This window comes from Cellulophaga sp. L1A9, from assembly GCF_009797025.1.
In the GTDB taxonomy this organism is placed as follows: Bacteria; Bacteroidota; Bacteroidia; order Flavobacteriales; family Flavobacteriaceae; genus Cellulophaga.
Map to the genome: position 1 here is coordinate 4,556,098 of NZ_CP047027.1, position 16,386 is coordinate 4,572,483.

13 protein-coding genes are annotated in these 16,386 nt (G+C 34.9%); 4 read left to right on the forward strand and 9 right to left on the reverse strand.

All coding sequences use genetic code 11. From position 1 onward, the window contains the following. The first annotated feature begins 36 nt into the window (after window positions 1–36). Window positions 37–2,064 (forward strand): NADPH-dependent 2,4-dienoyl-CoA reductase, encoded by a 2,028-nt coding sequence (locus tag GQR94_RS19965; RefSeq protein WP_158978565.1) that lies wholly within the window; start codon window positions 37–39, stop codon window positions 2,062–2,064. Between the two features lie 331 nt (window positions 2,065–2,395). On the opposite strand, the gene GQR94_RS19970 is transcribed toward GQR94_RS19965, so the two are convergent. Then, window positions 2,396–3,739, reverse strand: a complete 1,344-nt coding sequence (locus GQR94_RS19970; protein WP_158978566.1) for an ATP-binding protein — start codon at window positions 3,737–3,739, stop codon at window positions 2,396–2,398. 374 nt (window positions 3,740–4,113) lie between these two features. On the opposite strand from GQR94_RS19970, the gene GQR94_RS19975 reads away from it, so the two are divergent. Beyond that, window positions 4,114–6,174 carry a tetratricopeptide repeat protein gene (locus tag GQR94_RS19975; RefSeq protein WP_158978568.1) on the forward strand — a complete coding sequence of 687 codons (2,061 nt, stop codon included), beginning with the start codon at window positions 4,114–4,116 and terminating at the stop codon, window positions 6,172–6,174. 564 nt (window positions 6,175–6,738) lie between these two features. Further along, a complete protein-coding gene (locus GQR94_RS19980; RefSeq protein WP_158978570.1) occupies window positions 6,739–7,599 on the forward strand; it encodes an outer membrane protein in 861 nt (286 codons plus the stop codon). Between the two features lie 295 nt (window positions 7,600–7,894). Here GQR94_RS19980 and GQR94_RS19985 read toward each other — a convergent pair whose 3' ends face one another. The 3 genes from GQR94_RS19985 to GQR94_RS19995 all read right to left on the reverse strand — a co-directional run bounded on the left by GQR94_RS19985 (window position 7,895) and on the right by GQR94_RS19995 (window position 11,406). Next, on the reverse strand, window positions 7,895–8,059 hold the full coding sequence (locus tag GQR94_RS19985) for an adenylosuccinate synthetase (protein WP_233268502.1): 165 nt from the start codon (window positions 8,057–8,059) through the stop codon (window positions 7,895–7,897). Window positions 8,060–8,173: 114 nt separating this feature from the next. Next, complete coding sequence (locus tag GQR94_RS19990; RefSeq protein WP_158979719.1) at window positions 8,174–10,669, reverse strand: ABC transporter permease; 2,496 nt, start codon at window positions 10,667–10,669, stop codon at window positions 8,174–8,176. Window positions 10,670–10,716: 47 nt separating this feature from the next. Further along, a complete protein-coding gene (locus GQR94_RS19995; protein WP_158978574.1) occupies window positions 10,717–11,406 on the reverse strand; it encodes an ABC transporter ATP-binding protein in 690 nt (229 codons plus the stop codon). 26 nt (window positions 11,407–11,432) lie between these two features. Here GQR94_RS19995 and GQR94_RS20000 point away from each other — a divergent pair, with 26 nt between their 5' ends. Next, entirely contained in the window at window positions 11,433–12,179 is a 747-nt protein-coding gene (locus GQR94_RS20000) for an arylesterase (protein ID WP_158978576.1), read from the forward strand. Window positions 12,180–12,363: 184 nt separating this feature from the next. On the opposite strand, the gene GQR94_RS20005 is transcribed toward GQR94_RS20000, so the two are convergent. From GQR94_RS20005 to GQR94_RS20025, 5 genes are all read right to left on the reverse strand, one after another. Beyond that, complete coding sequence (locus tag GQR94_RS20005) at window positions 12,364–13,419, reverse strand: NAD(P)-dependent alcohol dehydrogenase (RefSeq protein WP_158978578.1); 1,056 nt, start codon at window positions 13,417–13,419, stop codon at window positions 12,364–12,366. Between the two features lie 2 nt (window positions 13,420–13,421). Beyond that, on the reverse strand, window positions 13,422–13,847 hold the full coding sequence (locus tag GQR94_RS20010) for an OsmC family protein (RefSeq protein WP_158978580.1): 426 nt from the start codon (window positions 13,845–13,847) through the stop codon (window positions 13,422–13,424). A gap of 25 nt (window positions 13,848–13,872) precedes the next feature. Then, entirely contained in the window at window positions 13,873–14,967 is a 1,095-nt protein-coding gene (locus GQR94_RS20015) for an alkene reductase (protein WP_158978582.1), read from the reverse strand. Between the two features lie 83 nt (window positions 14,968–15,050). Beyond that, entirely contained in the window at window positions 15,051–15,644 is a 594-nt protein-coding gene (locus tag GQR94_RS20020) for a Crp/Fnr family transcriptional regulator (RefSeq protein WP_233268504.1), read from the reverse strand. A gap of 156 nt (window positions 15,645–15,800) precedes the next feature. Next, entirely contained in the window at window positions 15,801–16,100 is a 300-nt protein-coding gene (locus GQR94_RS20025) for a hypothetical protein (protein ID WP_158978584.1), read from the reverse strand. Window positions 16,101–16,386 lie beyond the last annotated feature (286 nt).

Genomic DNA, 16,386 nt, shown 5'->3' on the forward strand with positions numbered 1-16,386 from the left:
TATGCATGCATAGTAAAAACCGCTAATACTCAAAAAATGACCAAGTATCCACATCTTTTCGAACCTTTAGATTTAGGCTTTACGAGCTTAAAAAACCGAATTTTAATGGGATCCATGCATACTGGCTTAGAGGAAGAGAAAAATGGAGTGGAAAAAATAGCAGCCTATTATGCAGCGCGTGCAAAAGGAGGTGTTGGATTAATTATTTCTGGCGGAATTGCGCCTAACATACAAGGTTGGACCGCACCTTTCTCTGCAAGAATGAGTACGAAAAAACACGCTAAACACCATAAAATAATTACAGATGCTGTGCACAATGAAGGTGGTAAAATATGCATGCAAATATTACACTCTGGACGTTATGGCTACCATCCGTTTGCTGTGGCACCGTCAGCACTAAAATCGCCCATTACGCCTTTCAAACCTTTTAAATTAAAATCTTCTGGAATTAAACGTACGATTCGTGATTTTGTGAATTCTGCAAAACTGGCCAAATTAGCAGGCTACGATGGGGTAGAAATTATGGGTTCCGAAGGCTATTTAATTAATGAATTTATTGCAGAAAGAACAAATAAACGTACCGATGATTATGGGGGAAGCTATGAGAATAGAATGCGTTTACCGATAACATTAGTACAACAAACACGGGAAGCTGTAGGACGCGAGTTTATCATTATCTACCGTTTATCGATGTTAGATTTAGTAGAAAAAGGGAGCACTTGGCAAGAAGTTGTAACCTTAGGTAAAGCAATTGAAAAAGCAGGAGCAACAATCATAAATACAGGAATTGGTTGGCATGAATCGCGCATACCAACAATTGCAACATCAGTACCAAGAGCGGCATTTACTTGGGTTACCCAAAAAATGAAAGAAGAGCTTTCTATTCCGTTAGTAACCTCTAATAGAATAAATATGCCTGAAACTGCTGAAAAAGTATTGGCAGAAGGCCATGCGGATATGATTTCGATGGCGCGCCCATTTCTAGCTGATCCAGAATGGGTACTTAAAGCAGAAAATAATAAATCTGATGAAATAAATACCTGTATTGGCTGCAATCAAGCCTGTTTAGACCATGTTTTTGCGCAAAAAGTTGCGAGTTGCTTGGTAAATCCTAGAGCCTGTCATGAAACAGAACTAAACTATCTTCCGACCTTGAAAAAGAAAAAGCTTGCTGTGGTAGGTGCTGGTCCTGCAGGTTTGGCTGCGGCAACTATTGCAGCACAGCGAGGGCATGATGTTACCCTTTTTGATGCCGACAAAGAAATAGGGGGCCAATTTAATATGGCGAAACAAATACCAGGAAAAGAAGAATTTTATGAAACCATCCGTTATTTCAGCAAGCAGATAGCATTACATAAAGTCACCCTAAAACTAAACACACGCGTAAACCCTGAAGATTTAGATCAGGGCAATTTTGATGAGGTTATTTTGGCTACAGGAATCAAACCACGAGCCCTAAAAATAGAAGGTATAGACCACCCTAAAGTCTTAAACTATATTGATGTTTTGAAGTTAAAAAAACCAGTTGGCAAACGTGTCGCTGTTATAGGCGCAGGAGGAATTGGTTTTGATGTGTCCGAATATTTAGCCCATGAAGGAGAAAGTACTTCACTAAATATTGATGCATGGTTAAAAGAATGGGGAATTGATAAAACAATGAAGGCTCGAAGTGGAATTGAAGGTGTACCTGCAGAAGTTCACCCTTCAGCAAGAGAAATCTTTATGTTCAAGCGAAGTCCAGGTAAGTTTGGTGCCAAATTAGGCAAAACTACAGGCTGGATTCATCGTTCTACATTAAAAAAGAAAAAGGTTGCGTTTATCAATGAGGTGCAATACACTAAAATTGACGATGAAGGCTTACATTATATGCAACACAAAGAACAAAAAGTATTGGCAGTAGATTCCGTAGTCATTTGTGCTGGTCAACTACCATTTGCCAACTTGTTGGCACCATTAGAAGCAAAGGGAATAAAAGTACATGTTATTGGAGGTGCTGATGTTGCTGCAGAATTAGATGCAAAACGAGCAATAAATCAAGCCAGTAGATTAGCCGCTAAAATTTAGAATGGGGTTTTGCTTATGTTCCATTATAAAAACCACATCGGCTACATATCATTGTTTTTATGTAGCGAATTTTTTCCCAAACAGACAGGTGACAATACCTGAACCTAGTCCTTTCCGTAACATTACACGATTAGAAAAGTCTGCCTTAGAATATTTGCCTCGATTATAAAGTTCTTTTAACGATTGCCTACAGAACTTGATATTTTATTTTAAAACTGTTCGTCTACGCTATTCTTCCATCCAATAGCATTAAAACCGTATACTATTGGAGTCTTTTGTTGCGATGCATCATAAATTAAAAATAGCTTTTAAATATCTTTCCTCTTCAACCCTATTCTGTTTTCGGAAGGGTAAAGTAAAATGTAGTACCTATCCCCTCTTCGCTTTCCAACCAAATAGATCCTTTATAAAAAGTGATGATTTTTTTTACGATTGACAACCCTATCCCTGAAGAAGAACCCGTACTTTCCAATTTGGTAAAGACTTTAAATATTCGTTCAAAATAATCTGATTTAATTCCGACCCCGTTGTCTTTAACAAAAAACTCAAAACAGTCATCCTTTTCAAGACATCCAACGGAAACTACTCCGTGTTCTTTATCATTATAGTTTATGCCATTTTGAATTAAGTTTTGAAATACTTGCTTAAATTTCCAGGCATTTCCATAAAAACTAGGTAAGTTTTCTTGAACGGTAATTTTTACAGTAGAAGGAATTAAGATCGTTTGCAAAACCTCGTCAATAATCAAATTAAAATTAATTTGTGCATCTTGAGATTCCATTCTATCGATAGTCGAATAGTCTAAAATTCCTTTGATTAAAAAATCCATTTTCTCTACATTAAACAATACTTGGTTTAAAGGGGTCAAGAAATCTTCTCCCAATGCTTCCTTATGATCGTCCATAAACCAGCCGACTAAGGTGTGAATATTTATAAGCGGTGCTTTTAAATCATGAGACACCACATGAGCATATTCATTTAATGCCTGATTTTGGATGGATAGGTTTTGTAATAACTCTTCTTTTTTCCTTTCCTGTGCTTTTATATGTTCCTCATTTTCTTTTCTCTGAATTACATTAACAAGCATGTTTGCAAAAACAAAAAGAATTTCCTGTTCATTATCTGCATACTTATTAATTTTATGCACAGCGTCAAAACCAATAAACCCAATTAATTCATTGTTTTTTATTTTTGGGATGGCAATCAAACTTTTAATGCCTTGAGGTTCTAAAATAGCCCGTAATCCATGCTCACCATCATCAGGTAATAGACTCACATCTTCAATATAAAAAGCCGCTCCTTTTTTGTGTGCCTCTACCCATTGGGTGATATACTCAATAGGGATATCTTTTAAGTTATCTATCTCTGGATCAATACCTTCTGCACACCATTCGTACGTATTTGTTGCAGTATTATTTATAAAATCATAAGAAAAAATATAACTTCTATCTGAGCTTACAAATTCACCAATCTGCTTTAAGGATTCTCTGATTAGTTTATCAATATCTGATAAATCTGAGTTAATATATTGTGTAGAAATACTAATTAATAAGTCCTGAAAACGCAGTTGACGTTCAATGATTTTATCCTTTTCTAATTTTTTTAAATCACTTTCTTGATCACTTTCATGCATTGCGGAAAGCTTGTTGGTAGTATCTGGCTGTTGTTTTTTCATTCGACTTTTAGGAATTATATCGTGTAAAATGGAAATCCTTTTTGTAAGATACTATTTACATTGATATTACAAAAATTAAGGTCTAAAAAACATTTTTAAAGTCGCTAATTATTTTAGGTGTTTTCCTAACTATTCGCTTTAATTAATGCCGCTATGGACCCGAAAACTAGATTGGAACTTCATAAATATAAGGAGATTTCCTTTCCAAATATTTCAAGTATAGCTAGTTTTTACATCGTATTGAACCTAAACTAAGAGAGTGTCCTAAGTATTAAAAAACATATTTGTAAGAAAAAACAATCATTACTACTGCTTTCACAACAAAAATGATAAAGTATTCAATGCTATTCGTATCTTTTCTAAAATTATATATAATGGAAAAAATATTTTCTATAAATAGGCATTTCTTCTTTTCTATTATTTTCGTTTTAATTAGCGGTTGTAATCTTCTAGCTCAATCAGAAAAAAGTACACTTACAAAAATAAAAGAATTGCGTTCTAATCATGATTTTGAGCCCCAAAATCATGATTACATAGATTTACTTCTTGAACTAGCAAAAGCACAAATTCGTACACATCCAGATAGTACCGCTATTTTACTCAAAGAAGGGTATACCTTAAGTCTAAAAGCAAAATATAGAGCAGGGGAAAGTAGAGCCCTATCTACCTATGGTTATTTTTATTTTGAAAAGGGTGAAATTGAAAAGGCTTATGAGTATAATATGAAGGCACTAAAAGTTGCAAATACATATAACTTAACTAGAGAAAAATTAAAGGCCTTAAATAACATGGGCCTAGACTTTTGGTTGCAAGGCAAAGTAGCGCTAGCCCTCACTAAATTTTTAGAAGCATTGGCTGTAGCAAAAGAAAATAATGACATCGATATGATGGTTAGTATTAATGTTAATATTGCCAATATATATAGTGAAAATGAGGATTTCGAAACTGCCTTGACTTTTCTTAAAATTGCTCAAAAATTAAATATTGAAAACCATAATAACGAAATAGTAGCGTACACGCAAATAAACATGGCTTCTGCATACTCTGAAATAGGAGATTACGCAGAAGCAAACCGTCTGGTTGACAAAAGTATTGCATATTTTGAAAAAGAAAATTTAATAGATTGGATGTCTCATGGTTACGAACAAAAAGGATCTATTGCGCTAAGGCAGAAAAACTATGAAGAGGCTATAACATGGCTAAGCAAGTCTGAAGAAATGTGCGATAAAATAGGCTTTAGTTATGGATATACGGTAGTTTATAATGCCCTTGCAGAATGTAATTTAGGGCTTAAAAACCTAGATGTAGCTGAAGAATACGCTTTAAAAGGATTAAAAATATCAACCGAGTTAGAGATTGCACTAAGCATAAAAGATTCAAATTTAATTCTGTCTAAAATATATCATGCAAAAGGGCAAAATGATTTGGCCTATACCTACCAAGCTACTTACTTAGAACTGTATGAAAAAGAGTCTACGGAGAAATTTAAAAAAGGTCTTGGTATTCTACGTAGTAAAACGGAATTTGAGAACCAGAAAAAGGTATTAATAGAAAAACAGCAAAAGGCAATAGCAAAGCAAAAAAACTATGTTTATATCGCTATAGCTGCACTATTAATAGTTTCTATATTTTTAGTTTTAATTTATAGAACGAATAAACTTCAAAAAAAATACAACAAAAAACTACAAGAGAAACAAGAAACTTTACTTACGCGTGAAGTACAATTAAGTGAATCTAATAAAACTAAAAATAAACTATTCTCAATCATAGCTCATGATTTAAAAGGACCTATAAGCTCCTTTTATATGCTTATGAAAATGTCTTCCAATGAATCTATTAGTAAAGAAGATTATAATACTTTATTTCCCAAAGCCTTACGAGATATTCAGGGTATTTCTGAAATGTTGAATAATCTTTTAATATGGGCTAGAACACAAATGGAAGGAATAGTACTAAAACCCACAAACATAGATATTTCTACAATTTTTAAAAGTACTATTTCTGTATTGAGTCCTTTGGCTCAGGAGAAAGAAATTAGCATTAGCAATACAGTACCTGAAAACACCATTAGTTATAGCGATAAAAATCATCTAAATATTATTATACGAAACCTTATAAGTAACGCTATTAAGTTTACCAACCCGAAAGGTGAAATTCGTATCCATGTAATAGAAAAAGATAATGAGCTGCAAGTAGAAGTTGTAGATAATGGTGTTGGAATGGATTTAGAAACACAAGCTATGCTTTTCGAAAAAAAGCATATGAAATCAACGTACGGTACCAACAACGAAAAAGGAACAGGTTTGGGCCTTTCTATATGTAAAGACATGGTAGCGAACAATGGCGGTAGATTATGGGTATCTAGTATTAAAAATCAAGGAACCTCTATCTTTTTTACGATTCCAGGAAAATTAGATAATGACATGACTGTTTGATGTTTCTTAAGAGGAACCTATAAATGCCTTCTAGTTAAATGACAAATAATACACTCCCCATGTTCCTCATCATTATTTAGTTTTTAAGGCTATGATAAAAAATGCATGACCTGGCGCTGTTTTACGATTTACCTTCTTATGATAAAAAATAAGTACCTCTTTTTTAGTTCTAAAAAAAGATCTTCCAACTAGTGTTAATTACCCTAAATACCCCAAATTGAAATTTGCAATACCACATTATAAAATAGGCTTGTAAATAGCGAAATTTAAGGATAGTTAAAATAACGGTTATATTTTGAATAAAGACAAAAAATATTACCAATAAATAAGAATAATTAAATAAATTAACTTTTAAGTTGAGAACAACGAAAAGGGTGCTTAGAATTTAAATTTGACGCTGAAATATCTTTGATTTTTCTACAGTGAACTTTAGTAAAAAAAGTATATTTGGTAAGGAATTTAACTCAGACTACAGTTTAAGAAGGTAACCTGCTATAAAATTAAAAAGATAAGGGTTACTCTTTTAAACCTTAAGTAGTCATTCAACTTTTAGAATCATAAATTATGAAAAATTCAATTATTTTATTTTCAGCTTTTTTAATAAGCGTTGTGTCTTATGGGCAATTACAAGTGTCAGCGAGTACGGGGTATGCAGTACCTAGTGCCGGCATGAAATTGGGAACAACAATGACGGAAACCGAAACGGAAAACTCTTATGGTAGTTTTGGGGAAGGTGTCAATGTACAATTGAGAGGTACTTATTTTTTTAAGAACTCATTAGGTATAGATGTAAGCCTTGGATATCTTAATGGGACAGACCAAGATATATCTGTTGTAAATACATCTACTGAAGAAAGAGATGCTATTGCTAGAGCACGTGCTTTTGGAGCAGCAGTTTCTTTAGCGTATAAATTTAACGATAATGTATATGGCCGTCTTGGGGCTTTATTAAAAGTAGCAGGAAAAACAGAAGCTGTGGTTTATAGTAAATCTACTTTTTCAGATGCGCAAGCCGCTGGATTAGGCTTACCTTCTGGATCATATTCTGAAACTAATTACAAAGAAGATTTTCACGGACATTTTCCTTTAGGATTAGTTGCAGCCCTTGGGTACAACTATGATATAAATTCTAATTTCAGCATTTTTGCTGAAGCAGAATATTACGGAATTAGCTTAAAACGTAAGGATTCTGAAATTACAGAATTTAATACTGATATTGTTACACCTGATGGTAACGTAGCGGTTGCAGGTTTTAATTCTTTAGATAACTTGCCTGATGGTTTTAATAAAACTACAACATTTGTAGACACTTTATCTGATGATGAAACTGATGAAACAAAAGTATTATCGCAAAAAGTCCCTTACTCTTCTTTCGGTATTAACTTTGGTATCACGTACAAATTCAAGCCTTCTAATAAAGAATAAGCATTCAAAAAAACATATTAGCCGAAGGCGTATTGAAATACAAAACCTGTTAAAAGTAAAATTTTAACAGGTTTTTACTTTTATAATTACAGCTTGCCTTGTGCTGCTTTATCCTTAGTGTTCTAACCCATTTTAAAAAGAAACATCAATTATAGTGTGCTCCTTAATATAGTCTTCTTTATAAATCTCTGCTAAAAACAAATCTTTCATCACAAATTAAATACTTCTTAAGCCAATACCAATAAAGGATTAGGTACGCTTATAGTTTCTTATAAAGGCAGAATGCGAAAACTAATTAATTCCCATCCTTCTTCTTATTTCGTCTCCACAGAATATAAAAGATAAGCATTAGTATAGGCATAACAATATACATAATGACATCAAACGGACTTGAAAGATCAATAGGATTATTGTCATCCGGATTTTGGGTACCAAAAGGAATTTGAAATAAATAGTGCATGTTTAACATAGTTTTTCTTTTAAATGACTTCTATACAAGGTAAGTACTTATTCGTATTTTACATCTAAATTTCATAGCCCTGTATCGTTTTTATTGGCACTAATATATAGCCTCTTATCCTTCTCTTCGCAATACCGCTAAAGGAGAACTCCGTAAAACTTTTTGAATATTACTTAAACCAATTGCTAGTACCAACAAGGTTATTCCTGGTAAAAACACCAAAAACGGAATCAAAGAGGGCACAAAAGGTTCTTCAAAGACTAATACCGCCAAACACAAACTACTGACCAATGCCAATAGAATACCAACCAAGCTACCCAGTAGTCCTAAAAATACATATTCAAAAGCAGAAATTTGTAAAATCTGTGCATTTTTAGCACCTAATGTGCGCAGCAATACACTCTCTTTTATGCGTTGGTATTTACTAGTTCTCACAGAACCAATCAATACAATAATTCCTGTGAGGATACTAAAAAATGCCATGAAATTAATAACCCATGAAACTTTATCCAAGATATCTTCCACTACGGTGAAGACTTGTCTTAAATCGATAATGGACACATTCGGGAAGTTCGCTACCAAATCGCGTTGGAAAGCTGCTGAACTTGCCTCATCGGGTGCTTTGGTAGTAAATACATTAAACTGAGGCGCTTGTTCTAGCACACCTACCGGAAATACAATGGAAAAATTAAGCTGTATTTGCGCCCAATCTACCTTGCGAATGCTCCCCACTGTAGTTTCCATAAGGACACCTTGCACATTAAACACCACAGCATCGCCCACCGTAATTTTGGCATCAGATGCAATGTTATCAGAAATGGAAATAACCACAGGATCACCAGGCGCTATTCGTGGTGTCCATTTGCCTTCAAGCAGTTCTTCTGACGGGATAAGAGAATCACGATACGTAGTTCTAAATTCGTGGTTTAAAATCCACCCACGCACTTGTCGTGTGCTATCTTGACGTAACTCATTTACCAATTGCCCTTTGATACTGTGCATCCGCATGGTAACCAATGGAATATTGTTAAGTACAGGTAAGCCTTGGGAGGTTATGTTTTGTGCTACCGCGTCAACCTGTTCTGGTTGCACATCTAAAATAATAATATTAGCATTTTCAGTACGTTGTCCTATTTCCGTTTTTGCCAATAGAATATCCTTGGTAAAATATAAGGTGCTAATTAAAAAAGTACCCAAACCTATCGCTACGACCAAAACAACCGTTTGATTATTGGGTCTGAATAAATTAAGTAAACTTTGGCGTGCCGTAAAACTCCAACGGGTTGGAAAAAACCGTTTAATCGTTTTTATAAAACCTAAGGCTACACCGGTTAATAAAGCAAAAGTAACCACTGTCGCCCCCACAAAAAACAAAGCATACAGCGCATCATGAAGCAACCATAAAGAAAATAAAAACAGAAATATTAGAATAGTAGAAAATACTAATATCCTAACTCCAATAGGTTCTTGAACGGCTTGCTCATCTACACGCAACACTTCCAATGGAGAAACATACCAGGTACGAAGCAATGGCAAAAGTGCAAATAAAACGGACATAAATAGCCCAAGGAATACCCCTATAAGGATAGGCTGTGCCGTAATATTCATCTCAATAGTAAAGGGTAGAAAGTCTTTTAAAAGGTATGGAAAGATCTCTTGAAGCGCTGCCCCTATCAAGGAACCAATGAGTCCTCCAACAACCCCAATCCCAGCAATTTGAATGAGAAATATTAGGAAACTTTGCAACCTAGATGCTCCCATACATTTTAAAACTGCAATGGCGCTTAATTTTTCTTTAATATATATATGCACAGAACTCGCGATACCAATACACCCTAAGAGCAAGGCAATGAACGCTGCTAAATTTAAAAATTTACCTACATTATCATAGCGCCTACCAAGACGTTTCGTCGTGCTGGTATGGGTATCTAAATCGGCATTTTCAAAATCCAGCTGTGGACCTATTTTATCTTCAAGATTTTTTAAATTTAAAGTATCTGATGCCTTGTAGAAATATTGATATTCTTTTCTACTTCCAAACTGCAATAATTCAGTAGCTGCAATAAAACGATATGGAATAACAACAAGAGGTGCTACAGATGTAGAAATAGCAGTACTCCCAGGGATAGCTTTTAATGCACCAGCAATAGGTAGTGTCAGTTTTCCTATTTTTATCGAATCTCCTGGTTTCACATTAAATTGAAGCAATAAGGTAGCATCAACCAGGGCACCACCTGATTCCTGGTACCTCCCTGCTGCAGCGACAGGTTCTGTATCAATCTCTCCATAAAAAGGAAAGTCGCCTTCCAAACCACGCACCTTTACTAATTTAGTACCGTTATTCTTTGGGAAAGCAATCATAGATACAAAATTTACCTCGAAAGCATCAGGTTGCAACGAATCGATAATCGTTTGCGCTCGTTCACTGGGTATTTGTTTTGAATCAATAATAAAATCAGCCCCCATTAAACTCTTAGATTGGCGCTGTATGTTGTCCTTTAGGTTGGTGCTAAATAACTGTATGGATACCACAGCAGAAATGCCCAAGATAATGGATGACATAAATAAAATGAGCCGTACTTTACTAGCCTTAGCATCGCGCAATGCCATTTTAAAAAGCCAAGTTATTTGTAACTTATTTTTGGTGTTGGATATGTTCACAGTGCAGTGGTAAGTTGATTTGCAATAATTTTTCCGCCTTTAAGTCGTACAATTTGTTGCGTGCGATTTGCCAATTCTAAATCGTGAGAAATAATGACCAAGGTGGTTCCTAATTCTTTATTAAGATCAAATAATAATTTTATCACCTTTTCACCAGTTTCCTCATCCAAATTTCCCGTGGGTTCATCGGCAAATAATATGGAAGGTGAATTTACAAAAGCGCGCGCCAATGCTACCCGTTGCTGTTCCCCACCAGAGAGTTGCGAAGGATAATGATGCATACGCTTGCCTAGTCCTACTTTTTCTAATAAGATTTCACTCTTTTCTTTCGCATCTTTAGCTCCTTGTAATTCTAGAGGGACACTTACATTCTCAAGGGCTGTTAGTGTAGGTAACAACTGAAAATTTTGAAAAATAAAACCGACTTCTTTATTTCGTAATTGAGCACGTTGGTCTTCATTCAGCGTATTCAAATCTTGACCACATAATTCTACACTACCAGCATTAGGCTGATCTAAACCAGCACATAAGCCTAATAATGTGGTCTTACCACTTCCAGAAGGACCGATAATGGAAAAGGTTTGTCCCTTCTCTACTTCAAAAGAGATATCGTGCAATACCGTTAATTGTTTGTTACCGCTGGTGTATGTTTTTTCCAACCCGGTAATCTTTAATATCTTTGACATCTTAATTTTAATTTAGATCGTGACTTATGTCCAAGGACCAAAATAAACAATTGCATTCATACCTGCCAATATCAGTAGTACCTAAACTCCTAAAGTTTTGTTATTTTCTAATGGTAGTCCTACTCTACTCTTGTGGTGATGCCAAAACAGAAAAAGTAACAGAAGCTGCAAGCACTACGCAACAAACAGAAGATACCTTAGCTACCGATGCCACAACCAAAACCATTCTGTGTTTTGGTGATAGTATTACAGCAGGTTATGGTCTTGATGATACCACCAATGCCTACCCTGCCGTAGTGCAGCAAAAATTAGATTCCTTAGGTTTAAAATTTACGGTGATTAATTCTGGGGTAAGTGGAGAAACCACTGCTGGAGGCAAAAGTAGAATTGATTGGGTGATTAAACAGACGCCTAGCATATTTTTATTAGAACTTGGTGCTAATGATGGTTTGCGTGGCGTAGCGCTATCTGAAACGCGTGCTAATTTACAAGCAATCATTGATGTGGTGCAAGAGAAAAGTCCCAATACCACAATTATCCTTGCGGGGATGCAATTACCACCCAATATGGGGATGGAGTATACCACTAAATTTAAACAGCTATTTATAGACTTAGCTGAGAAGAATAATTTAGAATTTATTCCTTTTATTTTAAAGGATGTTGGAGGGATTGCTGCGTTAAATCAAAAGGATGGCATTCATCCTAACGTTGAAGGTCATAAAATCTTAGCAAATACTGTTTGGGACGTATTGAAACCTTTGCTAAAGTCTTAAAAATATATAGTTAAACACAGCATTTAATATTCTTAGCAGAACGAGTTCCATTTTTAAAATAATTTTAAAGTTTAAGCACTGAAATACAATAAATTGAAGCTTAAATACCAGAGTTTACTTTAATAAAAAAAACAGCATCTAAATGGCTTCAGATGCTGTTTTTATTTCACTTTAAAAACTTTTTTTAGTTAAGCGATTTCATATCAATTACAAATCTGTATTTCACGTCATTTTTAATAACGCGTTCATAAGCTTTGTTGATATCTTGAATATTTATCAATTCAATATCACTTGTAATATTATGTTTTCCACAGAAGTCTAACATTTCTTGTGTTTCTTTAATACCACCAATTAAAGAACCGGCAATACGTTTACGTCCCATAATAATACTTCCTCCATTGAAAGGCTTTAAAGGCTCTACTGCACCCACTAAAACCATAGTTGCATCAATCTTAAGTAAGGCTAAGTAAGGATCCATTTCGTGACCTACAGGAATGGTATTTAATATAAAATCAAAACTCCCTCGGTGTTTTTTCATGTCTTCTTCATCTTTAGAGACTAAAACTTCATGAGCACCTAATCTTTTAGCATCTTTACCTTTTTCTGGAGAAGTAGTAATCATTACCACATTTGCACCTAATGCATGGGCAAATTTAACCCCCATGTGTCCTAAGCCTCCTAATCCAATAACCCCTACTTTATCCCCTTTTTTCACTTTCCAGTGACTTAATGGCGACCACGTGGTAACTCCTGCACATAGTAAAGGTGCTGTTGCTGCTTCGTCTAAATTTTCAGGTACACGTAGTACAAATTTTTCATCTACAACTACGGACTTGGCATAACCACCATAGGTTTGTGCTCCTTCAATATGTTGATCAGAACTGTTGTACGTCCATGTGGCTCCTTTTTCACAAAACTGTTCTAAATCTTGCTCGCAAGAAGCACAAGTTTGGCAAGAATCTACCAAACAACCAACACCCACTAAATCTCCTACTTTATGGCTGCTTACATTTTTACCAACCTCTACTACGCGACCAATAATCTCGTGGCCAGGCACTACAGGATAAGTAGATCCTTTCCAATCATTTCTTACGGTATGGATATCACTATGACATACTCCACAAAAGGAAATATCAATTTTTACATCGTCTGCTCCAACAAGTCTGCGTTGGATATCTAAGGGTTTTAAATCTTCTGTTGATGCTGTTGCACCATATGCTTTTACTGTTGTTGTTTTCATTATTATGCGTTTTTTAAGGTGACTTTTAATGCTATCTCTGCATTCAATACTTTTGAAACAGGACAAACTTCTTTGGCTTTATGGGCTATTTGCTGAAACTGTTCTGCATCTATATTAGGAACATCGCCTTCTAAATTTAAACTGATTTTGGTAATGGCTCCGTCTTCAAAAGATACCGTAGCTCCTACATCTAATGTGGTTGCTGTAAAATTAGCCTCATTTAATAAAAAGCTTAATTGCATAGCAAAACAACCCGCATGTGCTGCTCCTATTAATTCTTCGGGATTGGTTCCTTTTTCTCCATCTTCAAAACGCGTGCGAAATGAATATGGTGTTTTATCTAGAACTTTGCTTCCCGTGGAAATAGTTCCTTTCCCCTCTTTACCCGTTCCTTTCCATGCTGCACTTGCTTTTCTTGTAAATTTCATCGTATGAATTTTTTAAATTAAAACCTTATTTTGAAGCGTTCGGATAATCAGTATACCCTTTTACTCCTGTAGTATAGAAGGTGGTTTCATCCCATACCGCTAAATCTAGATTACGTTCAAAACGCGCTACTAAATCTGGATTAGAAATATAAGGTTTGCCATAAGCTACTATATCCGCATGACCTTCTTCAATCACTTTATTCCCTTTTTCTTGATCAAAAGCGGTATTAATTATTAAAGTTCCATTGTATAAGGGACGGAAATGCTTCGCTATTTCTGTTACTGCAAAAGGTACTTCTGAAACATCTGTAAACGGTTCTGAAAGATGTACGTAGGCTAAATTGTAATCATTTAATTTTTTGATGATGTATTCAAATGTTGGAATTGTTTGTTCATCTAAGGTTATTCCAAACATTCCATTCATTGAAGGATTAAAACGTACTCCAATTTTTTCTTGCGGAATTACTTCTTTCATAGCATCTAACACTTCAAAGAAGAAACGCGTTTTATTTTCAATACTTCCTCCGTAATTATCTGTTCTTTTATTAGAACATCCAGTGAAGAATTGGTGAAACAAATACCCGTTAGAGGAGTGTATTTCTACGCCATCAAATCCAGCTTTAACAGCATTAGCCGCTGCATTTTTAAAATCGTTAATTGTGGTTTTAATATCTTCAATCGTCATTGCCTTTGGTGTCACTGTCTCTTTAAAACCTTCTGGAGTAAAAGATTTTGCGTTAGGATTTATCGCTGATGGAGATAATGGCAACTCGCCATGATGAAAATCGGGGTGAGAAATACGACCTACATGCCATAATTGGATAAAGATTTTTCCGCCTTTATCATGTACCCTTTTGGTTACTTTTTTCCAACCTTCTACTTGCGCGTCCGAATAAATTCCAGGCGTATGAATGTAACCAACCGCATTCTCCGAAACTTGAGAACCTTCGGTAATAATTAAACCTGCCGAAGCGCGTTGCTCGTAATACAAGCCTTGAAGCTCATCTGTAGCTACATGCGCTTCATTGTCAGCTCTACTACGTGTCATTGGAGCCATTGCGACTCTATTTTTAAGACTTATATTTTTATGATATGGTGTTAATAAAGCTTGTGTGCTCATCGTCTGTTGTATTTTTTGTTACTACGAACAAAACTACTATACGGCAACACCAAACTGATTGATCTAAATCAATTAAGAAAAATTTAACCTTTTAATTTTTTTCGTATTCTACTTAAATTCTCTGGAGTAACCCCTAAGTAATTAGCAATATCATAGTTGGCAACTCTATCTTCTATATTTGGGTATGTGCTACAGAATTCAACATAACGCTCCTGAGTATTTTTCTCTTGTGTAGATAAAATTCTTTTCTGTTGAGAGATAAAGGCTTTCGTAATTAAGATTCTAAAATAACGCTCAAAGATTGGCGCTTCGTCATATAACTTTTGAAGACTATCATAATTAATGGATAACAACTGTGAATCTTCAATGGCTTCTATGTATAATTTTGAAGGGATTTGATTGTAAAACGCATCAAAATCTCCAATCCACCAGTTCTCTACTGCAAATTGAATGATATGCTTTCCTCCTTTCGCATCAATATAATATCCTTTTAAACACCCTTTTACCACAAAGTATTCATGTTTTACATGGGTGCCTGGTTTTAGCAAAAAAGTACCTTTCGAAACTGCTATTTCCTGTACTATTTCTTTGAACAATTGCAAATCGGCAACCGTTGGAATAACATGTGATTTGATGTGCTTAAAAAGAGACGAATGCATCCTACAAAGATGGTACATTGATTTGCTTTTTGCAATACTTTTACATCTTTAAGGATTTAAAATTTAAGACTCAGGTGTGAGGAAAATTCTTTAAATTTTACCGTTACTTTACTTTCGTTCATAAAAAAATCCTTTCACTTTTGGTGAAAGGATTTTGATGACCTTGTTGCTTCTCTACTTCAATAAAGCAAGAATACCTTCCATTTCAGTAAGACTAAGACCAGAACTACTATCGGTATCCAAAAGGCTAAAGTTGTCTGCTACAGAACCAATTGCTTCTGTAGAACTAACGGCTTCATCATTATTGGCATCTAAAAGGCTAAAGAGACTTGCTACTTGCTGTACTGTTGAATTAGAACTTAATGAACTTAGCAATGTTGCAGCCTGAGATACATTAGAAGTATCCATATTTTTCATACTCGTGCAACTAGATAAGGCAAGGATAAGCATCATTGAGGGTAGTACTTTTTTCATGATTTTGTGTTTAGAATATTTTATTTGAATGCAAAAATACACTTCGCTTATTCCCCTAAAAAAAACTATAGACCAATCACTTGATTACCCCTACCTACCACTCCTATCTATAGATGAACAAAATTAAATATATAGTTTAATAAACAATATATTCTCCATCTAACAAGTTAAACCACGAATAAGCCCTACTTATCTCATCTTTGATTATGTGTTCCCTAAAGATCCGTATTGTCTTTAAAACTGAATGCACTGTTCACGAAAAAAGAACTATTGTAAATACCGTTGT